20 protein-coding genes and 1 pseudogene are annotated in these 23,482 nt (G+C 65.2%); 8 read left to right on the forward strand and 13 right to left on the reverse strand.

What is annotated here, in order from left to right; genetic code table 11:
- Positions 1-68: 68 nt before the first annotated feature.
- The 4 genes from ACODS9_RS21105 to ACODS9_RS21120 all read right to left on the reverse strand — a co-directional run bounded on the left by ACODS9_RS21105 (position 69) and on the right by ACODS9_RS21120 (position 5,540).
- Positions 69-1,475, reverse strand: coding sequence for a M16 family metallopeptidase (locus tag ACODS9_RS21105; RefSeq protein WP_489094680.1), 1,407 nt, complete (start codon positions 1,473-1,475; stop codon positions 69-71).
- Positions 1,476-1,505: 30 nt separating this feature from the next.
- Positions 1,506-3,164: a Na/Pi cotransporter family protein gene (locus tag ACODS9_RS21110; RefSeq protein WP_401108215.1), complete on the reverse strand. Its 1,659-nt coding sequence runs from the start codon at positions 3,162-3,164 to the stop codon at positions 1,506-1,508.
- Positions 3,165-3,389: 225 nt separating this feature from the next.
- Complete coding sequence (locus ACODS9_RS21115; protein ID WP_023629725.1) at positions 3,390-4,160, reverse strand: TerC family protein; 771 nt, start codon at positions 4,158-4,160, stop codon at positions 3,390-3,392.
- A 72-nt stretch (positions 4,161-4,232) separates the two neighbouring features.
- Positions 4,233-5,540, reverse strand: coding sequence for a CitMHS family transporter (locus ACODS9_RS21120; RefSeq protein ID WP_046853643.1), 1,308 nt, complete (start codon positions 5,538-5,540; stop codon positions 4,233-4,235).
- Positions 5,541-5,809: 269 nt separating this feature from the next.
- On the opposite strand from ACODS9_RS21120, the gene ACODS9_RS21125 reads away from it, so the two are divergent.
- Positions 5,810-6,211, forward strand: coding sequence for a GFA family protein (locus tag ACODS9_RS21125; RefSeq protein WP_401108221.1), 402 nt, complete (start codon positions 5,810-5,812; stop codon positions 6,209-6,211).
- A 109-nt stretch (positions 6,212-6,320) separates the two neighbouring features.
- On the opposite strand, the gene ACODS9_RS21130 is transcribed toward ACODS9_RS21125, so the two are convergent.
- The 6 genes from ACODS9_RS21130 to ACODS9_RS21155 all read right to left on the reverse strand — a co-directional run bounded on the left by ACODS9_RS21130 (position 6,321) and on the right by ACODS9_RS21155 (position 11,581).
- A complete protein-coding gene (locus ACODS9_RS21130; RefSeq protein WP_489094681.1) occupies positions 6,321-8,279 on the reverse strand; it encodes a DUF7844 domain-containing protein in 1,959 nt (652 codons plus the stop codon).
- Positions 8,276-8,596, reverse strand: coding sequence for a DUF2388 domain-containing protein (locus tag ACODS9_RS21135; protein ID WP_489094682.1), 321 nt, complete (start codon positions 8,594-8,596; stop codon positions 8,276-8,278). The genes ACODS9_RS21130 and ACODS9_RS21135 overlap by 4 nt, the downstream gene beginning before the upstream one ends.
- Positions 8,597-8,631: 35 nt before the next feature.
- Entirely contained in the window at positions 8,632-8,925 is a 294-nt protein-coding gene (locus ACODS9_RS21140; RefSeq protein WP_110697006.1) for a DUF2388 domain-containing protein, read from the reverse strand.
- Between the two features lie 86 nt (positions 8,926-9,011).
- Positions 9,012-9,329, reverse strand: coding sequence for a DUF2388 domain-containing protein (locus ACODS9_RS21145; RefSeq protein WP_046853647.1), 318 nt, complete (start codon positions 9,327-9,329; stop codon positions 9,012-9,014).
- A gap of 297 nt (positions 9,330-9,626) precedes the next feature.
- Positions 9,627-9,839: a DUF1127 domain-containing protein gene (locus tag ACODS9_RS21150; protein ID WP_011531561.1), complete on the reverse strand. Its 213-nt coding sequence runs from the start codon at positions 9,837-9,839 to the stop codon at positions 9,627-9,629.
- A 353-nt stretch (positions 9,840-10,192) separates the two neighbouring features.
- Positions 10,193-11,581: a NorM family multidrug efflux MATE transporter gene (locus ACODS9_RS21155; RefSeq protein WP_038707124.1), complete on the reverse strand. Its 1,389-nt coding sequence runs from the start codon at positions 11,579-11,581 to the stop codon at positions 10,193-10,195.
- Between the two features lie 155 nt (positions 11,582-11,736).
- Between ACODS9_RS21155 and ACODS9_RS21160 the strand changes: the two genes are divergently transcribed.
- The 3 genes and pseudogenes from ACODS9_RS21160 to ACODS9_RS21170 all read left to right on the forward strand — a co-directional run bounded on the left by ACODS9_RS21160 (position 11,737) and on the right by ACODS9_RS21170 (position 14,828).
- Positions 11,737-12,666: a LysR substrate-binding domain-containing protein gene (locus ACODS9_RS21160; protein ID WP_046853649.1), complete on the forward strand. Its 930-nt coding sequence runs from the start codon at positions 11,737-11,739 to the stop codon at positions 12,664-12,666.
- A gap of 182 nt (positions 12,667-12,848) precedes the next feature.
- Positions 12,849-13,961 (forward strand): annotated as a pseudogene (locus ACODS9_RS21165) (Cache 3/Cache 2 fusion domain-containing protein); the annotation flags it as partial.
- A 135-nt stretch (positions 13,962-14,096) separates the two neighbouring features.
- On the forward strand, positions 14,097-14,828 hold the full coding sequence (locus ACODS9_RS21170; protein ID WP_371041516.1) for a methyl-accepting chemotaxis protein: 732 nt from the start codon (positions 14,097-14,099) through the stop codon (positions 14,826-14,828).
- Between the two features lie 63 nt (positions 14,829-14,891).
- On the opposite strand, the gene hglS is transcribed toward ACODS9_RS21170, so the two are convergent.
- Together hglS and ACODS9_RS21180 are read right to left on the reverse strand one after the other, a co-directional pair.
- Positions 14,892-16,277: a 2-oxoadipate dioxygenase/decarboxylase HglS gene (gene hglS / locus ACODS9_RS21175; RefSeq protein ID WP_489094683.1), complete on the reverse strand. Its 1,386-nt coding sequence runs from the start codon at positions 16,275-16,277 to the stop codon at positions 14,892-14,894.
- A 144-nt stretch (positions 16,278-16,421) separates the two neighbouring features.
- Entirely contained in the window at positions 16,422-17,321 is a 900-nt protein-coding gene (locus ACODS9_RS21180; RefSeq protein WP_367857562.1) for a LysR family transcriptional regulator, read from the reverse strand.
- A 136-nt stretch (positions 17,322-17,457) separates the two neighbouring features.
- On the opposite strand from ACODS9_RS21180, the gene amaB reads away from it, so the two are divergent.
- A complete protein-coding gene (gene amaB / locus ACODS9_RS21185) occupies positions 17,458-18,948 on the forward strand; it encodes an L-piperidine-6-carboxylate dehydrogenase (protein WP_102683042.1) in 1,491 nt (496 codons plus the stop codon).
- 142 nt (positions 18,949-19,090) lie between these two features.
- On the forward strand, positions 19,091-20,377 hold the full coding sequence (gene amaA, locus ACODS9_RS21190; protein ID WP_489094684.1) for an L-pipecolate oxidase: 1,287 nt from the start codon (positions 19,091-19,093) through the stop codon (positions 20,375-20,377).
- 123 nt (positions 20,378-20,500) lie between these two features.
- Here amaA and ACODS9_RS21195 read toward each other — a convergent pair whose 3' ends face one another.
- The gene (locus ACODS9_RS21195; protein WP_489094685.1) at positions 20,501-21,928 is read right to left on the reverse strand and encodes a mechanosensitive ion channel domain-containing protein; all 1,428 of its coding nucleotides are present in this window, start codon (positions 21,926-21,928) and stop codon (positions 20,501-20,503) included.
- A gap of 207 nt (positions 21,929-22,135) precedes the next feature.
- On the opposite strand from ACODS9_RS21195, the gene ACODS9_RS21200 reads away from it, so the two are divergent.
- Both ACODS9_RS21200 and ycaC read left to right on the forward strand, forming a co-directional pair.
- Positions 22,136-22,462: a hypothetical protein gene (locus ACODS9_RS21200; RefSeq protein WP_214500746.1), complete on the forward strand. Its 327-nt coding sequence runs from the start codon at positions 22,136-22,138 to the stop codon at positions 22,460-22,462.
- A 155-nt stretch (positions 22,463-22,617) separates the two neighbouring features.
- Positions 22,618-23,247 (forward strand): isochorismate family cysteine hydrolase YcaC, encoded by a 630-nt coding sequence (gene ycaC, locus ACODS9_RS21205; protein WP_401108239.1) that lies wholly within the window; start codon positions 22,618-22,620, stop codon positions 23,245-23,247.
- Positions 23,248-23,482: the final 235 nt, after the last annotated feature.

The raw sequence follows: 23,482 nt of genomic DNA on the forward strand, positions 1-23,482 counted from the left end.
GCGATGACCTCATCGCGGGGCAAGCCCGCTCCCACGCAGACGCTGTTGGCCGACAGGATACCGCCGAATCAAGGCTCCCGTGTAGCACCACTGGGGCGATTGGCCACCACGCGGCGCCGGCGGATCAGCCCGACCGCCAGGATCAACCCCAGTAACAACGCCACCAACCCATACAGCTCGTCATACCCCAGCAACGGCTTTTCGATGCGCAGGTATCCCGGCTCCTTGAGCAGCTCGCGCAGCGCCGCATCGGCCTGTTTCAGGCTGACCTGGCGAAGCTCTCGCACCGGGTCGGTGAAACGCCCGTCCTCGTAGGCGTTGAGCGCCCCCCAGTAGTAGTCGGCGAGCGCCGCGTTGCCCTGGGTGGTCCAGCTCTCCCGGGCAATCGTTGCTTCCTTGATGCGGGCGAAGGTGTCCGGGTCCAGGCCATGCTTGCGCAGGTGGTCGAACAACTGCTCGAGTACCTTGAGTGCCTTGTCGAGGTCCTGGCGCTCGAGGTCGGCATTCAGGCTGAGCAGCCCGCTGTCGCCAAAGCTCTCGCGTTGTGCCGACGGCCCGTAGGACAACCCGTGGCGCAGGCGCAACTGGTCGTACAGCGCCCAGTCCAGGTAGCGCGACAGCAGCTCGAGGGTCTGGTCATGCCCCTCCTCCAGGGTCGGCTCGATGAACAGCCAGTGCAACTTGACGCTGTCGCCCAGCCAGCCGCGGGTCAGGTCGCGGCGCTGCTCGGCTTGCTGGCTGATGCTTTCGAGGTTGCGGCGTTCTTCGGGCTCGGTCGCCGGCAGCTCGCCAAAGGTGCGTTCCAGGTAGGCTGGCAGTAGGCGGTCGAGGCCGCCGACGACGATCAGCGACATGTTGTTGGCCACATACCAGTGCTCGCGCAACTGCTGGACCTGTTCCAGGGTCATGTCGTCGAGGTTGGAGCGCTCGGGGCATTTCAGGCCCAGTTCGGTGGCCAACTGGTCGCTGGCTGGGTGGCCGATGTCCTGGCGGTCCAGCCAGCGCTGCAGGCGGCCGTAATGGCCACCGTCCTCGCGTTCGATGATCTTTTTCGCGGTGGCCAGCGCCTTGGCGTCGATTTGGGTATCGCGGACCACCGCCAGCAGCAGGTCGAGCACCTTGCGCTGGTTGCGCGCCGGGGCTTCGATGACGAAGGTGGTGTCGGCGCTGCTGGTGAAGGCGTTCCACTCCCCGCCCAGGGCCTGGATGCGTTCTTCCAGGCCGCCCTCGCCCGTCTCATCGATACCGCTGAACAGCAGGTGCTCGAGCAGGTGTGGCAGCTCGCGCTGGTCACAGTCGAAGTCGTCCAGGCCCACGCCCACCACCAGGCGGATCGATACATGGTCGCGCTCGTAGCCGGACTTGAGGATCACCTGCAGGCCGTTGGGCAACAGGTAGCCCTCGACCCGCGAGCGGTCGAGGGCGAGCGTGGGCAGGCTGCAGATCAGCAGGCAAACGAACAACAGGCAACGCATAGGCGAGCTCAGGTCTCCGGGTGTCTTGGCTCAAGGCTGGCGGGCTTCGTCCGGCACGCTGTCGAGCATCAGCCCGCCGGTGTCGGTGCCGCCCAGTACCACATAGGCACTGCTGCAGAACAAAGAGTTCAAACGCTTCATGTCGGCAATGAGCTCCAAGTGTAGCGAACTGGTTTCGATACTCTGCACCACTTTACGTTGCAGGCGGCTGACATGGGCGTGGGCCAGGCGCCGCTCCTGGGCGCGGAAGCGACGTTTTTCGCGCAGTAACTGGTGCGCGCTCTGCGGGTCGGCGCTGAGGAACACCGACAGGCCCAGGCGCAGGTTGGCCAGCAATTGCTCCTGCAGGCCGGTCAACTCCTCCAGGCCGACCTGGGAGAACTCCCGGCGCTGCGAGGTTTTCTGCTGCTGCACCTTGCGCAGCATGCGCTCGATCAGGTCGCTGGCCAGCTTGAGGTTGATCGCTACTTCGATAATCTCTGCCCAGCGCCGGTTGTCCTGCTCGGCGAGGTCTTCACGGGGCATCTGCGCCAGGTACAGCTTGATGGCGTTGTACAGCGCCTCGGCATCCTCCCCAAGGGCCCGGACCTGTTGCGGCAAGGCTGTCTGGGTGCCGCGCAGGGCGCCAAGCATGGCCTCGAGCAGGCTGTCGACGATATCGCCCAGGCGCAGGGTCTCGCGCACGGCGTTGACCAGCGCCAGGCTGGGGGTGTTCAACGCGGTCGGGTCCAGGTGGCGTGGCTGGTGGTGGCCATTGCCGTTGTCGCGTTCGGGCAGCAGGTAGCTGCACAGGCGGCCCATGGGTTTCACTGTTGGCAGCATCAGCAGGCAGCGCAAGGTGTTGTAGAGCAGGTGGAAGCCGATCACCAGCTCTTGCGGGCTGAAGCTCAGGCTGTCCATCCAGGCCACCAGCGGGTGCAGCACCGGGATGATCAACAGCAGGCCGACCACCTTGTACAACAGGCTGCCCAGCGCCACCCGGCGCCCGGCGCTGTTCTGCAGGCTGGTGGTGAGGAAGGCCAGCAGGCCGCTGCCGATGTTGGCGCCAATCACCAGGCCGATGGCCACCGGCAGGCTGATCACTTCGGCGCCCGCCAGGGTGGCGGTGAGCAGCACGGCGGCCAGGCTGGAGTAGGAAATCATGGCGAACAGCGCGCCGATCAGGGCGTCGAGGAGGATATCGCCGGTGAGCGAGGCGAACAGCACCTTCACCCCTTGGGCGTGGGTGATCGGCGCGGCGGCGTGGACGATCAGTTGCAGCGCCAGGATGATCAGGCCCAGGCCGATGCCGACGCGGCCCAGCTGGCCGGCGCGGGTCTGCTTGCGCGAGAGGAAGAAGATCACCCCGAGGAAGATCAGCAGCGGCGACAGCCAGGACAGGTCGAAGGTCAGCACCCGCGCCATCAGCGCGGTCCCGACGTCGGCGCCGAGCATGATCGCCAGGGCCGGGGTCATGGCCATCAGGCCCTGGCCGACGAACGAGGTAACCAGCATGGCAGTGGCGTTGCTGCTCTGCACCATGGCGGTGACCAGGATCCCGGCGATGAAGGCCAACGGGCGCTTGTTCATGTTCTGGCCGAGCACGCGGCGCAGGTTCGAGCCATAGACCCGCAGGATGCCGGTACGCACGATATGGGTGCCCCACACCAGCAACGCCACGGCGGAGAGCAGATTGAGCAGGGTCAGCATGGTCGGGCCCCCTTTTCTTCTATGCCCCTGGGCGGGGCCAATGGGTGCAGCGGTGAGCCTGGCCCGGGGGTGGGCTGTTTTTTCCAGTGCTCACTGAAGCTTTAGTTGTTTTGCCTGGCTGGCGCCAGCTTGGCATGGGTGAAACGTATTTGAAACATGCCCTGGCCTCATCGTCGGCAACAAAAAAGGCCCCGAAGGGCCCTTTCGCTACCGCGCTTCCTGGGCTTATTGACCCGGGATGTCCTTGCGCAGTTTCACTGGATCGTGCTCCTTGCCCTTCTTGCGTGCCATCGCCGTGCGCATGCGGATGTTGATCGCCTCCACCGCCAGCGAGAAAGCCATGGCGAAGTAGACGTAGCCCTTGGGCACATGCACATCGAAAGATTCGGCGATCAGCACGGTACCTACGACGATCAGGAACGAAAGCGCAAGCATCTTCAGTGATGGGTGCTTGTCGATGAAGTCGCTGATGGTGCCGGCGCAGAGCATCATCACCAGTACCGCGACGATGATCGCGGCGATCATCACCGGCACGTGGGAGACCATGCCCACCGCGGTGATTACCGAGTCCAGAGAGAACACGATGTCGATGATGGCGATCTGGATGATGGTGTAGAAGAACTTGCCGCCCGCGCCTTTCGGCTCGTCGGGGTTCTCGTCCTCGCCTTCCAGGCCGTGGTAGATCTCCTGGGAGCTTTTCCACAGGAGGAACAGGCCGCCGAAGAACAGGATCAGGTCGCGCCCGGAGATACCTTCGCCCAGCACATGGAACAGGTCGTCGGTCAGGCGCATGACCCAGGTGATCGACAGCAGCAGCATGATCCGCGTGACCATGGCCAGGGCCAGGCCGAAGATCCGCGTGCGCGGTTGCATGTGCTTGGGCATGCGGCTGACCAGGATCGAGATCATGATGATGTTGTCGATCCCGAGCACGATCTCAAGCGCGGTGAGGGTGAAAAAGGCAACCCAGATTTCCGGGCTGGTCAGCCATTCCATGTGTATTCCTTCGAGCGGTAAAGGCAAAGCGCCCTGGTGGCGGGCGCTTTGCGGTTGGATGAGGCGCTTGTATTACAGACTGCTGAACAGCGGGAAAGTCCCCAGTGCCAGTGCGCCGAACATTATGCACAGGCACACCAGCACTGCCCACTTGAGGGTGAAGCGCTGGTGATCGCCGAACTCGATGCCGGCCAGGGCCACCAGCAGGTAGGTGGAGGGTACCAGCGGGCTGAGCAGGTGTACCGGCTGCCCGACGATCGACGCGCGGGCCATTTCCACCGGGGTGACGCCGTAGTGGCTGGCGAACTCCGAGAGTACCGGCAGCACGCCGTAGTAGAAGGCGTCGTTGGACATGAAGAAGGTGAACGGCATGCTGACCAGTGCGGTGATCACCGCCATGTAGGGGCCGAACGCTTCCGGGATCACCGCCAGCAGGCTCTTGGACATGGCATCGACCATGCCGGTACCCGACAGGATGCCGGTGAAGATGCCCGCGGCGAAGATCAGCCCGCTCACGGCCAGCACGCTGGAGGCGTGGGCGGCGATGCGGTCCTTCTGCTGCTGCAGGCACGGGTAGTTGACGATCATGGCGATGCTGAAGGCGATCATGAACAGCACCGGCAGCGGCAGCACGCCAGCGATCAGCGCGACCATCAGCGCGGCGGTCAGGGCGCCGTTGAACCACAGCAGCTTGGGCCGGCGGGCTTCCGGGAACTGTGACACGCTGATTTCGCTGTGGTCGATGTCGTCGGTCGGCAGGTGCAGTTCACCGAGGCGGGCACGTTCACGCAGGCCGTACCAGTAGGCGATGGCGAGGATCGCCAGCACACCGAAGGCCATGGCCGGGATCATCGGCACGAAGATGTCCGAAGGGTCCACGTGCAGGGCGCTGGCGGCGCGCGCGGTAGGGCCGCCCCACGGGGTCATGTTCATCACCCCGCCGGCGAGGATGATCAGGCCGGCCATGATTCGCGGGCTCATGCCCAGGCGGCTGTACATCGGCAGCATGGCGGCGCAGCAGATCATGTAGGTGGTGGCGCCGTCACCGTCCAGGGACACCACCAGGGCCAGCACCGCGGTGCCGACCGAAACTTTCAGCGGGTCGCCCTTGACCAGCTTGAGGATCTTGCGCACGGCCGGGTCGAACAGGCCGGAGTCGATCATCAGGGCGAAGTAGAGAATGGCGAACATCAGCATTACGCCAGTGGGCGCGAGCTTGCTGATGCCCTGCAGCATCATCGGGCCGATGTCGCTGTAGAAGCCGCCGAACAGGGCGAACAGGATCGGTACCAGGATCAGCGCGATCAAGGCCGACAGGCGCTTGGTCATGATCAGGTACATGAAGGTGATGACCATGGCGAAGCCGAGGAAGGTCAGCATGGCGGTACTCCAGGCGTGGCGCGGCGAAAGGAAGGACGATTCGGGCGGATCAGCGCGTCAGGCGCTGCGCGAGGAGCAGGCGGAGGGGGACTGCGAAAAGGCGGGCACAGGAAAACATCAGAATCACCATTGTTGTTGTTGATTGGGCCGGGGCGCGGAAGTTTCCGGGTGCCCTGGCTGGCCGGTCTGCTGCCGGTGGTGGCGCTATCCTATGTGGGCAAGCTTTCAGCCAGCTTTCGGCTGGTGCCAGGCGACGGGAGGTCGTTTCGATGGTGGATGTCGTAGAAGGCGGGTGCCATTGCGGTGCCCTGCGTTATCGCTTGTCGGGCGCCTTGGGCGATGTCGCCCATTGCCATTGCTCGATCTGCCGGCGGGTCAGCGGGGGCACTCTGGTGACCTGGGTCACCCTGCCCTTCGAGGCTTTTCAATGGTTGGCGGGCTCACCGCAGCGCTACATGGCGCCGGAAACCTGTAGCCGGTATTTCTGTGGCAGTTGCGGGGCGCACGTGGCGCTGGTGACGACCCATAGCCCGGATTCGATCGATGTAACCGTGGCGACGCTGGATCACCCGGAGCGGGTGCCGGCCAATCGGCATATCTGGGTGGGGAGCCGCTTGCCGTGGTTGCAGGTGGATCAGGGGTTGCCGGAGGAAGACGAGGAAAACCTGTAGGGCATTGTGCTGCCTCTTCTGGCCCTATCGCCGGCAAGCCGGCTCCCACAGGGTTATGCGATCCCTGTGGGAGCCGGCTTGCCGGCGATAGAGGCTGACCTGCCATGTACTAGGGCAGCTGCAACCCCCCGGCAGCCTTGTGCAACGCCCTCAGATGCTCGCCCACCTGCTTGATATTGGCCTCCACGGCCTTGATCTTCCTACCCCGCTCGGGCCCCAGCAGCGCCCTCACCTGCTGGTCGAGGTCGGTGCTCAGGCGCAGCAGTTGCGCCTGGCGCTCGCTGCTCACCTGCTCCAGTTGCTTGCGCTCGTCCGGCTGCGGCAGGCCGTAGCCCCCTGCCCCGAGCAATTCCGCCGGGCGACTGAGGAAGCCGCTGTTGGCCAGCATCGCCTGCAAGGTTTCGTTGGCCTTGTCGAAACTGCCGTCCTTGAGCGCCCGCCCGTTCAGGTAGCGTTGCTTGACCTCATCCTGGGCCAGCAGCAGCTGGCGCCGCAGCCCGGCCTGTTCGAGCAGCAGCAAGGCCGCGCTGGTGCGCAGGTCGGCGCGGTCGAACCACTGGCGGCGCTGCTCGGCGTCCAGCGCCAACCAGTCTTCCACCGTCGTCTGTTTGATCGGCAGCTGCTTGCGCAACACCTCGAACATCGCCTGGTAGCGGTCGCGGTAAGAGTCGAAGCGATAGCCCAGGCGCAGCGCTTCGCGTGGATCGTCGAGCACGCTGGTATCGGCCAGTCCCCTGCCCTTCATGACCTCGAGCAGGCCGTTGGGCATGATGCTGTCCAGGTCGTTCAGGCGTGGATTGCCAGTGCCGCTGCGCAGCAGCTTGAGCGACTCCACGGCGCAGTTGTTGGACAGGAAGTAGTAGTTGCCGTCGTAGCTCCAGTGCATCTCGGCGGCCTGGCGCACCAGGTTTTCGATCTCGGCGCGGTTGAGCTTGAGCGGCACCGAGGCCAGGCTGCGCAGCTCGGTCTTGGTGTACTCGTCGATCACCTGCCCCAGCGGCAGCACGAACAGCCGCGACGGGTAGGCGCCGACCAGGCCGTCCCAGCTGGACAGCTGCACATCGTTGACGAAGGCGCGGTATGACAGCACCAGGCTCTGGTCGAGGTCCAGGCGACAGGCCGGCCCGCGTGGGCGACCCGGGGCGCAGATCACCAGGCGCAGCATGCTGTGGCCCCAGCGGCTGACCCAGTTCTGGTTGGCTTCGGCCAGCAGGTAGTCAACCTCGTAGACCCGCTCCGGATCGATCTCGCCCAAGGGTTGGCGGGCGAAGTCGTTGCCGGCGTTGAGGAACGGCAGGCCCTTGGCGCAGGCGTCCTGGCGCGGCGCCCAGTCGAAGTGGTCGCGCAGGTACTGGTTCAGCGCTGGGCGGCGACAGGCGTAGCTCGGGTCGAGGAGGAAGTACTCCATGTTGACCGCGATGAACTCCTTCGGGCTGCTCAGCTCGTAGGGATCCGGGCTGCGCACCAGCTGGCCGTTGTGCTGCTCGCGCTCGCCGCGCCGGCCGACGTACTGCGGCCAGCCGGCCAGGTCCAGCAGGCGCGGGTCGTCGCTCAAGGTGAAGCGGCGTTCGGCCTGGCCGCGACAGTCCTGCGGCAGGCCGACCTTGCCAAGCGCGCCCTGCTGGCGCTTGCAGCGGCTGATCAGCTGGCGCTCGGCCTGCGGCCACAGGCGGGCGCGGTCATAGATATGGGTCAGCTCGTGGAGCACGGTGGCGAGCAGTTCTTCGCGGACCGTGCCATGGGGGCGGTTGGTCTTCTTGCGAGCGGCGCTGCCGTCTACGAGGCCCGGCAGCAGGCGCCGGTTGAGATCCAGGCTGGCGACCGGCGAGGCCTGGCCATAGGCATCCTCGGGCATGCGCGAGGCCCAGCTGACCAGAATCTGCCGATCAAGCTGCTGCTTGAAGCGCGGTGGCAGCTTGGCCATGGCTTCGTCGAGCAGCAGTTGGCTGGCCTGCTGTTGCGAAGGGTCGAGGCCGTCGGTCTGCAGCACCAGCTGCAGATCGGCCAGGGCGGGCGTGCCAAGCAGCGTCAGGGCGCAGCCCAGCAGCCAGGCACGCATGCGCTTCACAGGGCGAGGATGGCTTCGGCCAGCACCTGGTCGCTGGCGTCGCGGGCTTCGGGCACGCGGGCGCGCAGGGTGTCGAAGGCGGCTTCGAGCTGCGCGCCGCGGATGTCGCCATTGCTGGCGACGAAGCTGGCGGCGTCGGCGTGGGCTTCACGCACCACTTTCGAGTCGCGGATCGAGGTGGTGGTGTCGGAAGTGAAGTCGATCGACCGGCCAAAGGCGCGGACGATGATGTTGCTGGTGGCCACCAGGGTGTGTGCCTGGGCCAGGTCGGCGAGCAGCAGCATGCCGAGGGTGGCGGCGATCAGCGGTTTACGCATGGAGCATCTCCGGAAATGCAAGGGAGCGGGTGTAGTTATTGGACGAGAATCGCCTCGGCCAGTTCACGGTCGCCGACAGAGTGCCGGGCGCAGCCTTGGCGCAGGGCGTCGAACGCCGCCTCCAGGCGCGCGCCACGGATCAGGCCGTCGCTGGCGACGAACACGGCGGCATCGTCACGGGCCGCGACGATCCGTTTGCGGTCGAAGGGGGCGGCAGTCACCTGGCTGGTGACGTAGCCCGTGATGACCAGGCTCTGGGTGGTGGCATCCATCGCCTGGGCGCTGTTCATGCAGGCCAGGGCGACAAAGGAAAGCAGTAGGTAACGCATGGGCTTTGAAGTGGCGATTGTCTCGGGCTGCGAAGGCTACCCCGGATGCACGGCTCGGGGCCAGTGAATCCGGGGCAAGGGCAAGGTCAGATGGCGAGGATGGCGCGCGCCAGCTGCGCATCGCTGGCTTGCAGGGCCGGCAACTGCTGGCGGATGTGCACGAATGCGCTTTCCAGCTTGGCGCCGCGGATGGCGCCATCGCTGCCGACGAAGCTGGCGGCATCGTCACGGGCGGCCTTGACGATCTTGTCGTCGCGGAACGAGGAGGAGATATCGGACGTGGCGTCGGTCGAGGCGGCTACGGCGCCGACGACGGCGTCGGTGGTGACGACGAAGCTGGTGGCGTTGGCGGCACCGGCGAGGGACAGCAGCAACGCGGCGCCAATCAGGTGATAACGGGACATGTTGGTGGACTCCTGCACAGGGTCAAGGTTGGTTCTGGTTATCGGACGCTCGCTTGGCTCGTCACGGTACTTTATATGCCAGGCGCGTAAGACAAGCGTAACACGCGGCGGTTCTGACGCCTGGGCGCGAAAAACAGATCAAATCGGAACTGTATCTATAGAATTTGATTTTTATAAAACTGTTACGCTTGCGTGCGCAAGTGCTCTACTGCGCGGCTTAAAACAAAAAACCCGCCGCAGTTGCCTGCGACGGGTTCTTGAGAATTCACGGTGCCGGCCTGGGCCGGCGGCCGGCGCTTAGCGCCAGAAAGGCTTGCTCAGCTCTTCGTAGCGCTGCGATTCGCTGATACCGGCGTCGGCCAGCAGGCGGGAGTCCAGGCGCGCCAGTTGGCGGCGGCTGGCCATGCGGCGCTGCCACAGTACCAGGGTGGACAGGACGCGCAGCGGCAGGGCGGCGTTGGAAGCTTGGGCGTTTTCGAAAACCAGGTCGGAACTGAGGGTACGTTCCATGATGTGTCATCCTTCCGCTTGTGGCGGCATTAGGGAGTGATTTAACTGGTGCCCATCTTCCTCCTCTCTCGTCCAGAACAGTAGGTACAGTTCAGGTGTATTGTGATGGGCCAGTTAACTGTTGAAAGCGACTGTTGCACTGGTTATTAAGGGAACTGTACTGGTGCGCACTTTTTTGGTGCGGTTTTGTGGTGTTGGCAGTGAAATAGTCGGCAGGAAGTGAGGTATATAGCAGTACAGTAGTACAGTTTTAGATGGATGCTGGTTTCAAAGTGTTCAGCGACACAGTTGCGGCGCTTGTGAAATCGAGCGCCGCCCGCGCGGCGATGGCGCGCGCAGCGGCTCCGGGGGTCTCAGACCGACAATGCTGCCCGCCGTGCACGCTCAGCCTTGCCCAGCAGCCGCTTCATCCGCCACTCGAAGCCGAACGTCAGCGCCACCGCCGCGCAGGCCAGCCCCAGGGCCAGCCCCCACCAGATACCCTGTGCACCGCCACCGAAGGTGAAGGCGAACAGCCAGGCACTTGGCGCACCCACAAGCCAGTAGCACACCAGGCCAATCAGGAAGGTGGTCTTGGCGTCCTTCAGGCCGCGGATCGAACCCATGGCAATGGTCTGCACGCCATCGAACAGTTCGAACCACGCCGCCACCATCACCAGTTGCACTGCCAGCATGAAGATCGCGGCGAAGGCCGGGTCGTTGCGGTCGATGAACAGCCCGACCAGGGCATCCGGCAGCAACCAGAACAGTGCGGCGAAGGCGAACATCAGCGATGCGCCAAAGCCAATGCCCACGCGCCCGGCGCTACGGGCCGCCAGCAAGTTGCCGGCGCCGTAATAAAGGCCGACGCGCATGGTCACCGCATATGAAAGGCCCGTCGGCACCATGAACGCGGTGGAGACGATCTGCAGGGCGATCTGGTGCGCCGCCAGTTCCGTGCTGCCGAGCACGCCCATGCACAGGGCGGCAAAGGCGAACAAGCCCACTTCGACCATATAGGTGCCGCCGATCGGCAGGCCCAGCCGCCACAGCTCGCGCAGTGCCGGCAGGGAAGGGCGCAGCAGGCCCTTGCGCAGCGGGTAGGCGGCATAGGCCTTGTGCCAGCGGATATACAGTGCGAGCGCGATGGCCATGCCCAGGGTCACCACCGCCGTGACCAGGCCGATCCCCATCAGGCCCAGCTTGGGCAGTCCGAACATGCCCTCGATCAGGGCGTGGTTGAACAGGTAGTTGAACACCGTGCCCACCAGGCTGATGACCATCACCGGCGTGGAGTGGCCCAGGGCGCTGGTAAAACCGCGCAGGGCCATGAAAGTCATGTAGCCGGGGAGGGCGAGCGGCAGCAGGGTCAGCAACTGCATCGCCGAGTCGACGTTCTCCGGTTTCTGGCCGAACAGCAGCAGCACCGGCTTGAGGTTCCACATCACCAGCGCCGAGACCAGCGCCAGGCCCCAGGCCAGCCACAGGCCGCTCTGCGCCAGGCGGGTGACGCCCTCGATGTCGTTGGCGCCCTTGCGGATGGCCACCAGCGTGCCGACCGCGGCGATCACGCCCAGGCAGAAGATCGACACGAACGAATAGCTTGCCGCGCCCAGGCCGCCACCGGCCAGGGCCTGCGGGCTGATGCGGGCCATCATCAGGGTGTCGGTGAGCACCATCAGCATGTGCGCCAACTGCGAGGCGATCAGCGGCCCGGCCAGGCGCAGCAAAGCCTTGAGTTCGGTGGTGGGCGCGACGTGCATGGGGGTGGTCCTTGTTGATGATTCTGGAAGCGAGCCGTCGATTCTGAGGCTTCGGTCAGCTTTGCACAAAAGGATAAATGCGATCGGTGTCATGAGTATGACTCATGCCTGTATGATCCTCCGCACCGGCCCAGCTCCCGTATGACAGGTGCATCATGATCCGCCAACTGCCTCCGCTCTATGCGCTGCGCGCATTTGAAGCCGCCGCTCGGCTGAGCTCGTTCACCCGTGCCGGGGAAGAACTGGCGATCACCCAAAGCGCGGTGAGTCGGCATATCCGCACCCTGGAGGAGCATTTCGCCTGCCGCCTGTTCGTGCGCAATGGCCGCAGCCTGCAGCTGACTGAAGCCGCGCGCATGTTGCTGCCCGGTGTGCGTGATGGTTTTGCTTCCCTGGAGCGGGCCTGCGAAACCTTGCGCGGTGAAGATGACATCCTGCGCATGAAAGCCCCCTCGACCCTGACCATGCGCTGGCTGCTGGCACGCCTGAGTCGCTTCCGCCATCTGCAGCCGGGCAACGAGGTGCAACTGACCAGCGCCTGGATGGATGTCGACCATGTCGACTTCAACCAAGAGCCGTTCGACTGTGCGGTGCTGCTCAGCGATGGCAGCTTCCCGGCGGACTGGGAGGTGCGCCGGCTGTTCTCCGAGTTGCTGATTCCGGTAGGGGCACCGGACCTGCTCGATGACGCGCCCTGGGACGAGCGGCGCCTGGCCGGCATCGAGCTGCTGCACCCCACGCCGGACAAGCGCGACTGGCGGGCCTGGCTGGCGCGCATGGGCCTGACCGACAAGGTCTCGCTCAAGGGCGGGCAGGTATTCGACACCTTGGAGCTGGGCATGATTGCCGCCGCGCGGGGCTACGGGATCTCCATGGGCGACCTGCTGATGGTGGCCGAGGATGTGGCGCAGCGGCGGTTGAGCCTGCCCTGGCCGACCGCGGTGGCCAGCGGCATGGACTACTATCTGGTGTGGCCACGGACCCGGCCGGGCGGGGAGCGGTTGCGCAGGCTCAGCGTGTTTCTGCAGGAGGAGGCGGAGGCAATGGATTTGCCGGCTGTGCAGATCCTTTCTGCGCAGGGCTAGCAACGTTCGAAAGGCCACGGAAAGAAAACGTTTGCGAATATCCCGGTCCTGCACTCAAGTATTTCCTGCAGACGCCGATCAACTTGCACCAGCGTCCCGGAAGAGGACGCGATTCCCCGTTGATAGGAAGCGGGCGGTCAGCGTGATCAGGACGATCCCGGCCTCTTGCCAGGAGCCTTGCCATGTCTCAACCGCGTGCCCGAATCGCCTCGCAACTCGGGATCGCCCTCGCCATCGTGCTGGCGCTGGTGATCACCGGTAGCACCCTGTTTGCCCTGCGTTCGCTGGACGACGCCAACCTCACCACCCGCCAGGCGCACCTGGCCAGCGAGGCGCGGCTGCTGGCCGACCAGCTCGACACCTTCCACGGTTCGCTCAAGGACAACACCCAGCGCCTGAGCGGCCTGTTCGAGCGCCGGTTCGCCACGGGCCTGGCGCTGCACGCGGGGGAAACGGTCAACGTCGCAGGCGCCGCGACGCCCGCGTTGTACCTGGGTGATCACCTGCTGAACAACGATTTCCACCAGGTCGACGAGTTCCAGCAGATGACCGCCGGGGTCGCGACCCTGTTCGTGCGCAGCGGCGACGACTTCGTGCGCATCAGCACCAGCCTGACCAAGCAGGACGGCAGCCGCGCCATCGGCACCCAGCTCGACCGCCAGCACCCGGCCTATCCGAAACTGATGGCCGGGCAGACCTACGTCGGCCGCGCCGTGTTGTTCGACCGCAACTACATGACCCGCTATGTGCCGGTGCGTGATGGCAGCGGCCGGGTGATCGCGGTGCTGTTCGTCGGCTTCGACTACACCGACGCGCAGAATGCCCAGTTCGCCAACCTCAAGCGTTTCCGCATCGGCCAGACCGGCTCGCTGGCATTGCTGGACGAACAGGGCAAGTGGCTGGTGCCACCGGCCGAAGTGCGTGACGGCGAGGCGGCGGCCCAGGCGATCAAGGCGATCAAGCCGGGGGCAGGGCGGTTCTGGAGCAGTGCCGGCGAGCAGCTGTTCAGTGTCACCGAGCCGTTCGCCGAAGGCCCTTGGACCGTGGTGGCAAGCATGCCCGAGGGCGAAATCCGAGAAGTGACCTGGAGTGTCGGCCTGCGCCTGGCCATTGGCAGCCTGTTGGCGATGCTGCTGGCCGTGGCCGCGACCCTCTGGCTGCTGCGTCGCAAGCTGCGCCCGCTCGGCGACCTGGTGCGCCAGGCCGAGGCCCTGGGTGCCGGCGACCTCAACGCCCGCCTGAGCGTCACCAGCCATGACGAGATCGGCCAGTTGGCCCGCAGCTTCAACCAGATGGGCGATGCGCTGGCGACCATGGTCGAGCATATCCGCACCGCCTCCGACCAGGTCAGTGGCCGCGCCCGCTCGCTGTCGGGCCTGTCGTCCGGCGCCTGCGAGGGCATGGACCAGCAATCCGGCGAGATCACCAGCATGGCCGGCGCGGTGGAGGAGTTCAGCGCCACCTCGATGAACATTGCCGACAACATGGCCGGGACCGAGCGCATGGCCCGCGACAACGCCCAGCAGACCCGTATCGGTCGCAGTGCCATGGACGAAGCCTCGGTTTCCCTGCGGCAGATCGCCGAAGCACTGGGCGGTACCGCCAGTGTGATGGATACCTTGGGCGCTCGCTCGCAGGAGATCGGCGGCATTGTCGGCGTGATTACCTCGATTGCCGAGCAGACCAACCTGCTGGCGCTCAATGCCGCCATCGAAGCGGCCAGGGCTGGCGAGCAGGGCCGTGGTTTCGCCGTGGTCGCCGACGAGGTCCGCGGCCTGGCCGCGCGCACCCGTCAGGCCACCGACGAGATCTCGGGCATGATCGCCAGCATCCAGCAGCAGACCGGCCATGCCATCAGCACGCTGGAGCAGGGCAACCAGCTGATGCAGGAAGGCCTGGCGCGCAACGACAAGGTGGCCGAAGCCCTGGCGCGCATCGACGAGCAGAGCCGGGTGGCGGGCGAGCAGTTCGCGGTGATCAGCACCGCGACCCAGGAGCAGAGCAGCACCGCGACGGTGCTCAGCCGCAACCTGCAGAGCATCGCCCAGGCCAACAGCGAGCAGCGAGATGTGGCCAATGAGCTGGCCACGACGGCCCGCGAACTGGAAGGACTGGCGGGGCAGTTGCGCCAGGAAGTGGATCGGTTCCGAGTGGGCCGCTAAAACTTTCGCGGGGCAAGCCCGCTCCCACCGACCCTGTGGGAGCGGGCTTGCCCGCGATGACGTTTATAGGGCCGACAGCCCCAACGCCTGCGCACACGCCTGCAACGACCTGCGCTCGCTCTGTGCATACAGTGCCAGCTCATCCTGCACCTTCAACCCCAACGCCTGCTCGAAGGCATCCCGATTGGCGTTGCTGCCATAGTCGGCCTGGCCATCATCCCCCAGGTTGGACTGGAAGATCCCCGCCGCACTCACCGGCAGGAAGTCCTCGTACACCAGCGCCTCGTAATGCACATGCCCGGCGTCGATCAGCCCTTGCAGGGTAGTGGGGCGGCCGGGCTGCCCGCGCGCCGCCAGCCCCTTGTCGGTGGCGAAATAGCGGAAGTAGGCCAGCCCTTGTTCGCGCATCTGCCCCAGGTCGTCCGGAAATTCGGCGAAATGCTCGGCGAGCAGGGTCATGTAGCGTTCGGCATTGGCCTCGGCCGGCACGCCGCCCAGGGCCGCGCGGGTCGCGTCCAGCAGGCGGTCGTACAGCTGGCGCCCCTTTGGCGTCAGCGCCGCGCCGCGTTGTTCGATCTCGCCGAAGCGCGCCGTGTGGCTGCCCTGGGAATCGCTGAAAGCAACCTTTTCCTGCAGGGCCTTGAAGCTGGTCTGGCGCAACAGGATCGGCTGGCTGCGGGTGGGCGGCCCCTCGACCACGGCCTTGGGTGGGATGCCCTTGGCCGGCATGCCGAGCTGGATGGCGTCGATGTCCAGGGTGCGTGGTGTCAGGTGGTTGATGTGGGGGCCTTTGAACGCCACCACATCAGCGATCAGGCGGTGCTGGTCGTGCAGTTGCTGGTACTGCTCGGCGGTAACGGTGGCGTCCCGGTGCCAGCGGAAGGTGTGGAGTGCTTCGTCGACGAACGTGTCGGCATCGCTCGCGTTCAGGCCACCATCGCGTTCGCATTGGGCGATCAGTTCCAGCACACGGGCGGTGAAGATCTGCCGCTTGTCGAGAATGCCTTGAGCCAGTTTGCGCAGTTGCGGGTTGTCGATCAGTTCCAGGCGCAGCAGCGAAGTGAACACGCGGAACGGGCTGACATGCAGCGACTGCTCGTGCACGGCGCGGAACGCGGTGGAATGCACCGGTACGCCGGCCGAGCTCAAGTCGTAGTAGCCGACCGGCGCCATGCCCATGACCGCGAACAGGCGGGCGATGGTGGCGAGCTCCTCGGCGGTGCCCACGCGGATGGCGCCATGGCGCTCCTGGTCGAGGCGTTCGATCTCGCCGGTCCAGCGCAGGGCCTCAGCCACCTTGGGCTGCGCGGCCATGACCTGCCGGTTGGTTTCGCTCACCAGTTCAAGCAGCGTGCCGTACAGGGGGACTTCCTGCTTGTACATGAGCGACATGGCGGCAGAGAACTGCGCACGGATGCTGTCGGGGCTGACGAAATCGTGGGCGGGCATCGCAAGCTTCCTGGGTGAGTGGAGGACACTTACATGAAAGCTGGGAATGGAGATGCCGTACAAGCGAAAAAAAGTGCGGGTTTCATTCCTTTTTTGATCGACCTTGACGGTCCCATAGCGGGCAAGCCCGCTCTCACGGTGGCATCAGTGGTCGCGCCGCTGGATCTGCTCGGCAACCCACTCCACCAACGCCCGCACCTTGGGCACCTCCGCCGCATGTTCGGCATACGCCAGGTAATGCGCGCCATTGCTTTTCATCGCATGGTCCCAGGCCAGTACCAGGCTGCCCTCGGCCAGCTCTTTGGCCACCAGGTAACTGGGCACCAATGCCACCCCGCATCCGGCCTGCGCCGCGCTCAAGGCCATGTAGAAGGTATCGAAGCGCGGCCCATGGTAGCTGTTGTCGGTATGCAGCCCTTGCTCCAGGAACCATTCGTGCCATGCCTGCGGTCGCGAGGTGCTCTGCAGCAGCACCAGCTCCGCCACCGCGCCGGCGTCAGGCAGCGTGCGCCCTTGCAACAGCTCCGGCGCGCACACCGGCACCACTTCTTCGCCGAACAGCTCGATGCAGGTGGCCCCGGGCCAGGTGCCCTGGCCATAGAAGAACACCACGTCGGCCGAGCCCTGCAGCAGGGCGAACGGCTCCATTTCGTTGCGGATGTCCAGGTGCAGGTTCGGGTGGCGCTTGCCGAAGCCCTTGAGGTGCGGGATCAGCCAGCGCACGCCGAAACTCGGTTGAGTGGCTACCTTCAGTACTTCGGTCTGCGAGCCGTAGCTCAGGACATAGCGGCTGGACATGTCCACCTGGGTAAGGATCTTGTTCACCTCGGCCAGGTACAGGCTGCCGGCCGGCGTCAGTTGCAGGCGGCGGCGAATGCGCAGGAACAGGTGATGGCGCAGCATCTCCTCGAGCTGCGCCACTTGCTTGCTCACCGCGCTCTGCGTCAGGTGCAGTTCCTCGGCGGCGCGGGTGAAGCTCAGGTGACGGGCTGCGGCCTCGAAGCACTGCAGGGCGGTCATGGACGGTACCAGGCGTTTGGACATAAGCGGTCTCGGCGGCTGAAATCATTACCTGGTGGAATGATATGCGGAATAAAGGTCGTTTGTTGCACCCGAGTAATCGGATTAATACTGACCCACGACATTTTCAACCCCTTCACCCGATGTAAGGAGAAGCACGATGGTTGCTGGATTGCTCGAGCGCCTTGGCGTTGCCGCCGCGGCTCACACCCAGGGCGATTACCCTGTCCATACCCCCATCGACGGCAGCCAGATCGCCTCGGTGAAGTTGCTCGGCAAGGCCGACACCGTTGCCCGCATCGACCAGGCGCAACAGGCCTTCGAGGCCTGGCGCAGTGTGCCGGCCCCTCGTCGTGGCGAGTTGGTGCGCCTGTTCGGCGAAGTGCTGCGCGAGCACAAGGCCGACCTCGGCGAGCTGGTGTCCATCGAAGCTGGCAAGATCACCCAGGAAGGCTTGGGCGAAGTGCAGGAAATGATCGATATCTGCGACTTCGCCGTTGGCCTGTCGCGCCAGCTGTACGGCCTGACCATCGCCTCCGAGCGTCCGGGCCACCATATGCGTGAAACCTGGCACCCGCTGGGCGTGGTCGGGGTGATCAGTGCCTTCAACTTCCCGGTGGCGGTGTGGGCGTGGAATACCGCGCTGGCGCTGGTGGCGGGTAACGCCGTGGTGTGGAAGCCGTCCGAGAAGACCCCGCTCACTGCACTGGCGTGCCAGGCGCTGTTCGACAAAGCCCTGAAAGCCTTCGGCGATGCCCCTGCAGGTGTGGCGCAACTGGTGATCGGTGGCCGCGACGCCGGCGAAGCCCTGGTCGACGATTCACGCGTGGCCTTGGTCAGTGCCACCGGCAGCACCCGCATGGGCCGCGAAGTGGGCCCCCGTGTGGCGGCGCGCTTCGGCCGCAGCATCCTCGAACTGGGCGGCAACAACGCCATGATCCTGGCTCCGAGCGCCGACCTCGACCTGGCCGTGCGCGGCATCCTGTTCTCTGCCGTGGGCACCGCTGGCCAACGCTGCACCACCCTGCGCCGGCTGATCGTGCACCGTTCGATCAAGGACGACGTGGTCGCCCGTGTCAAAGCCGCCTACGGCAAGGTGCGCATCGGTGACCCGCGCAAGGACAACCTGGTCGGCCCGCTGATCGACAAGCAGTCGTTCGATGCCATGCAGGGCGCGCTGGCCAAGGCCCGCGATGAAGGTGGGCAGGTATTCGGTGGCGAGCGCCAGCTGGCCGAGCAGTACCCGAACGCCTACTACGTGTCGCCGGCCATTGCCGAGATGCCGGCCCAGAGCGAGGTGGTGCGCCACGAGACCTTCGCGCCGATCCTCTACGTGCTGGCCTACGATGACTTCGAAGAGGCTCTGCGCCTGAACAACGAAGTGCCGCAAGGCCTGTCGTCGTGCATCTTCACCACCGACCTGCGCGAGGCCGAACGTTTCCAGAGTGCTTCGGGCAGCGACTGCGGCATCGCCAACGTCAACATCGGCACCAGCGGCGCGGAGATCGGCGGGGCGTTCGGTGGCGAGAAGGAAACCGGCGGTGGCCGTGAGTCTGGTTCGGATGCCTGGAAAGGCTACATGCGTCGTCAGACCAACACCGTGAACTACTCTCGCGAATTGCCGCTGGCGCAAGGGATCGTGTTCGACTGATGATCGTCGCGGGGGCTTTGCCCCCGTTTCGCCGGTAAGCCGGCTCCACAGCGACCGCGTCGATCTCTGTGGGAGCCGGCTTGTCGTGGCGACGAACCGCGACGATGGGCCGCAACAAGAATAAAATCTGCTGGAGCCGGTCATGTCCGAACTGCGTCAAGAATGCTTGTGGGAACACCTCACCCAGCCGACCGTTGCCGCCCAGGCCCTGGCCGGCGAGCACAAGGCCGATGTCTGCGTGATCGGCGGCGGCATCACCGGCCTGTCGGCGGCCATCCATCTGCTGGAGCAGGGCAAGACGGTGATCCTGCTGGAGGCCTGGAAGATCGGCCATGGCGGCTCCGGGCGCAACGTCGGCCTGGTCAACGCCGGCACCTGGATCCGCCCCGACGACGTCGAGGCCACCCTCGGGCACAAGCAGGGCGGACGCCTGAACAAGGTCCTCGGCGAGGCGCCGGGCGAAGTGTTCGCCATGATCGAGCGCCTGGGTATCGACTGCCAGGCCCGGCACCAGGGGACGCTGCACATGGCACACAATGCCACCGGCATCGCCGACCTCGAAGCTCGCCACCAGCAATGGACCCGGCGCGGCGCCGACGTCGAGCTGCTGACCGGCGCGCAATGTCAGGAATACTGCGGTACCGACAAGATCTCCGCCGCGCTGCTCGACCGCCGCGCCGGCACCATCAACCCCATGGGTTACACCCAGGGCCTGGCCGCTGCCGTGACCCGGCTGGGCGGCAAGCTGTTCCAGCAGTCCGCGGTCGAAGGCCTGGAGCGCGACGGCGATGCCTGGCGGGTGCGCACAGCACAGGGCGAAGTGCGTGCCGACAAGGTGGTGATCTCTACCGGTGCCTACACCGAAGGCGATTGGAGCAACCTGCAGAAGCACTTCTTCCGCGGCTACTACTACCAGGTCGCTTCCAAGCCGTTGCGCGGCGCCGCCGCCGACCAGGTCCTGCCCCATGGCCAGGGCTCGTGGGACACCCGAACCGTGCTCAGCAGCATCCGCCGCGACGAACAGGGCCGGCTGCTGCTCGGCAGCCTAGGCCGGGTCGACAACAAGCCCGCGTGGTTCGTGCGCAGCTGGGCCGACCGCATCCAGAGCCACTACTACCCGGCGCTGGGCAAGGTCGAATGGGAGATGCACTGGACCGGCTGCATCGACTTCACTCCAGACCACCTGATGCGCCTGTTCGAACCGGCGCCGGGGCTGGTGGCGGTCACCGGCTACAACGGGCGGGGCAACACCACCGGCACGGTGATTGGCCGGGCCTTTGCGGAATTTCTGCTCAAGGACGACCCGGACAGCCTGCCGATTCCGTTCTCGCCGATGAAGCCGGTGAGCGCGCCATCGTTGCGCACGGCGTTCTACGAGTCGGGGTTCTCGCTGTATCACGCGGGGCAGTGCCTGCGGGTGGTGCTGTAGTTCCTGTTCCGGCCTCATCGCTGGCAAGTCGCGGCGGCGAACCGCAGCTCCCACAGGCTTTTCCACGTGCCCTGTGGGAGTCGGCTTGCCGGCGATAGGGCCCGTGCGGGCGACGAAGCTCGGTCATTTGTGCAACCAGCTGAGGAAGCCACCCTTCTTCACCACCGCCGGCTTCTGCAACAACAGCGACTCGCGCTTCTGCCGCCGGAACCGTTGCAGTTTGGTCAGTGCCGACTTCACATCGCCACTTTCGGCCAGGCAACCGCGCACCTGTTCCTTGTCGATGCGATACAGCATGCAGCCACTCAAGGCGCGAAACTCGACAGGCGAGGCCTCGTCATCCACCAGGCCCTCGAGCCCGAGCACCTCGCCGGGCCCCATGCGGCCACCCTCGATAAGCCGCTCGCCATCGCGCACCGACGCCAGTACCACGCCGCGGCTGATCAGCAGCACATGCTCCGAGCGCTCGCCGATGTCGAGGATCACCTGGTCAGCGAGGTATTCCACCGTGGTCATGCGCTGGCTCAGGGCGTCGCGCTCTTCGTTGCTCAGCGAGCGGAACACCCGCACTTCGTCCAGCAGCTCGCGCTGGCGGCTGCGCACCGGGGCGCCCAGCTCGGTGTTCCAGGTCACGCCGCTGGCTTCCAGGTGGCGGTGGGCGAGGTCGAACAACTGGTTGCGCACCTCGGTCTTGCGCGACATCTCGGCGATGAAGCCGCTGGCCTCGTACTCCACTGACTCCAGTGTCGAAGCCTTTACCGTGACCTTGGGCGCCGGCTTGTCCAGCAGGATGCTGGTGCCTTGCAGAGTCTTCTCCAGCGCATCGAACACCCTTTGCGGGCGCACCTTGGCCGGCACCACCACGCTGATCGACACCCCGTGCACCTCGGCCGGACGGCTGAAGTTGAGGATCTTGGCCTTGGCCGCCACCGAGTTGGGGATCACCGCCAGGCTGCTGTTGCCAGTGATCAGCCGGGTGGCCCGCCAGTCGATATCAACCACCTTGCCCTCGGTGCCGTCGATCGAGATCGCGTCGCCGATCTGGTAGGGCCGCGTGGTGTTCAGCACGATCCCCGAGAACACGTCGGCCAGGGTGCTCTGCAGCGCCAGGCCGATGACGATGGCCATGACCCCTGAGGTCGCCAACAGGCCTTTGACCGGCAACTGCATCACATAGGCCGCCGCCGCCACCGCTGCGACCAGGAAAATCAGCGCCCCGACCACATCCTGCAGCAGTCGCCCGCCGTGGCTGCCCCGCGCCACCAGCAACAAGCCGAACACCACCGTCACCGTGCGTGCGCCGAACAGCCACCAGCCGATCCCCAGCACTGTGGCCATCAGGTTGCGCGAGACATCGTCGGCCCAGGGCGGTGGTTGCAGCGGGCTCATGCCCGCGGCCAGCAAGAGCCAGCTGAACAGCAGGAAAATCGCCAGCCGCGACGCGATGCGCCAGGCGCGGCGCTCCAATGGGATCAGGTGCCAAAGCAGCAGGTCGAGGAAGATCAGGGCGGTGCCGAGCAACAACGGGGAGGACTCGATGAAGGCCAGCATGATGGTCTCGGTGCGGGGGAGGGCTGTGGCTAGTAATAGAGCAGGTTGAAGGGGCACGCAATGGGCATGCAGGAGGCGTAGAACGGGCTGCTTCGAGGGCATGCCGTTCTTGCTGTAAGCCGATGAGTTGGAAACAATGGCGCGCGGCCGGTCTGATTCCGTCGAATGGGGCATCCAATTGGTGGAGCATGCCGGCAAGGAGCAGCAATGACATTGTGTGAAACCCTCAGGTTCATCAATCTACTCATGTTCGGGGGTGTGATGGTGTCCGCATCCGCCCTGGCGATCTATGCCTGGTTCTTCGCCAGGCAGCGCGGCTTGGACATCAACACCTTCGAAGGGGCGGGCGAGGTCCACAGGCTGGCCATGACCTTCGAGCACAAACTGCTCTCGTTATTGCTCATCCTGGGGCTTTATGTGTTCCCCCTGTTGCTTGCCCTGTCGTTCGGCCCGTTGATCTGGGGGTTGTTCCAGGGGTGCGAGTACAGGCTCAGTGGTCGCAATTCACACATTGTCTGGAAGCTGGTCCGTTGAGCGGCTCTGCGTAAAGGGAAAACTATCGTTCATAAAACAGAACGCTAGGGCCAATTTTTGCCGTCTACCGGCTCAAAGGTGATCAATCTAATCTTTGCCCATCAACGCGAAACACCGATGGCAACGAAAATCACACACCTTTGGGAGCAACGACCATGAGCAAATTCACTTACAACCGCCTGAACAAAGACGACGCCGCCGTACTGCTGGTCGACCACCAGGCCGGCCTGCTGTCCCTGGTCCGCGACATCGAGCCGGACCGCTTCAAGAACAACGTGCTGGCCCTGGCCGACCTGGCCAAGTACTTCAACCTGCCGACCATCCTCACCACCAGCTTCGAGCAAGGCCCCAACGGCCCGCTGGTGCCGGAGCTCAAAGAGCTGTTCCCGGATGCCCCTTACATCGCCCGCCCCGGCCAGATCAACGCCTGGGACAACGAAGACTTCGTCAAGGCAGTGAAGGCTACCGGCAAGAAGCAACTGATCATCGCCGGCGTGGTGACCGAAGTATGCGTGGCCTTCCCGGCCCTGGCGGCCCTTGAAGAAGAGTTCGATGTGTTCGTGGTCACCGATGCCTCCGGCACCTTCAACGAAATGACCCGCGACGCTGCCCACGACCGCATGAGCCAGGCCGGTGCCCAGCTGATGACCTGGTTCGGCGTGGCCTGTGAACTGCACCGCGACTGGCGCAACGACGTCGAAGGGCTGGCGGCGTTGTTCTCCAACCACATCCCTGATTACCGCAACCTGATCACCAGCTACAACGCCCTGACCGCCGGCAAGTAAGACACCGGGCGCCGGAAACGGCGCCTGGTTGTTCCCGCTGCTAGTCTTCCACGGCCAGCCCAGCCCCCTTCTCTGTCATGCATCGGTGGCAAGCTCAGTCGCGCTTGCCGCCCTCGAGGGAGAACACCATGTCCCAGGATCCCAACGACAAGAGCCGCCGCCAGTTTCTGGCCACCAGCACGGTACTTGGCGCCGCTGGCGCACTTTGGTCCGCATTGCCCTTCGCCGGCGCCGC

Source organism: Pseudomonas sp. FG36 (genome assembly GCF_057809275.1).

What these genes read in the sequence shown, in the direction of transcription:
- ACODS9_RS21105 (WP_489094680.1), bottom strand. Translation starts at nt 1,475, where the DNA reads ATGCGTTGCCTGTTGTTCGTTTGCCTGCTGATCTGCAGCCTGCCCACG.
- ACODS9_RS21135 (WP_489094682.1), bottom strand. Translation starts at nt 8,596, where the DNA reads ATGCGTAAACCGCTGATCGCCGCCACCCTCGGCATGCTGCTGCTCGCC.
- ACODS9_RS21140 (WP_110697006.1), bottom strand. Translation starts at nt 8,925, where the DNA reads ATGCGTTACCTACTGCTTTCCTTTGTCGCCCTGGCCTGCATGAACAGC.
- ycaC (WP_401108239.1), top strand. Translation starts at nt 22,618, where the DNA reads ATGAGCAAATTCACTTACAACCGCCTGAACAAAGACGACGCCGCCGTA.
- ACODS9_RS21170 (WP_371041516.1), top strand. Translation starts at nt 14,097, where the DNA reads ATGGCCGGCGCGGTGGAGGAGTTCAGCGCCACCTCGATGAACATTGCC.
- ACODS9_RS21125 (WP_401108221.1), top strand. Translation starts at nt 5,810, where the DNA reads ATGGTGGATGTCGTAGAAGGCGGGTGCCATTGCGGTGCCCTGCGTTAT.
- ACODS9_RS21155 (WP_038707124.1), bottom strand. Translation starts at nt 11,581, where the DNA reads ATGCACGTCGCGCCCACCACCGAACTCAAGGCTTTGCTGCGCCTGGCC.
- ACODS9_RS21180 (WP_367857562.1), bottom strand. Translation starts at nt 17,321, where the DNA reads ATGTCCAAACGCCTGGTACCGTCCATGACCGCCCTGCAGTGCTTCGAG.
- ACODS9_RS21200 (WP_214500746.1), top strand. Translation starts at nt 22,136, where the DNA reads ATGACATTGTGTGAAACCCTCAGGTTCATCAATCTACTCATGTTCGGG.
- ACODS9_RS21145 (WP_046853647.1), bottom strand. Translation starts at nt 9,329, where the DNA reads ATGTCCCGTTATCACCTGATTGGCGCCGCGTTGCTGCTGTCCCTCGCC.
- hglS (WP_489094683.1), bottom strand. Translation starts at nt 16,277, where the DNA reads ATGCCCGCCCACGATTTCGTCAGCCCCGACAGCATCCGTGCGCAGTTC.
- ACODS9_RS21160 (WP_046853649.1), top strand. Translation starts at nt 11,737, where the DNA reads ATGATCCGCCAACTGCCTCCGCTCTATGCGCTGCGCGCATTTGAAGCC.
- ACODS9_RS21150 (WP_011531561.1), bottom strand. Translation starts at nt 9,839, where the DNA reads ATGGAACGTACCCTCAGTTCCGACCTGGTTTTCGAAAACGCCCAAGCT.
- ACODS9_RS21120 (WP_046853643.1), bottom strand. Translation starts at nt 5,540, where the DNA reads ATGCTGACCTTCCTCGGCTTCGCCATGGTCATCACCTTCATGTACCTG.
- ACODS9_RS21195 (WP_489094685.1), bottom strand. Translation starts at nt 21,928, where the DNA reads ATGCTGGCCTTCATCGAGTCCTCCCCGTTGTTGCTCGGCACCGCCCTG.
- amaB (WP_102683042.1), top strand. Translation starts at nt 17,458, where the DNA reads ATGGTTGCTGGATTGCTCGAGCGCCTTGGCGTTGCCGCCGCGGCTCAC.
- ACODS9_RS21115 (WP_023629725.1), bottom strand. Translation starts at nt 4,160, where the DNA reads ATGGAATGGCTGACCAGCCCGGAAATCTGGGTTGCCTTTTTCACCCTC.
- amaA (WP_489094684.1), top strand. Translation starts at nt 19,091, where the DNA reads ATGTCCGAACTGCGTCAAGAATGCTTGTGGGAACACCTCACCCAGCCG.
- ACODS9_RS21110 (WP_401108215.1), bottom strand. Translation starts at nt 3,164, where the DNA reads ATGCTGACCCTGCTCAATCTGCTCTCCGCCGTGGCGTTGCTGGTGTGG.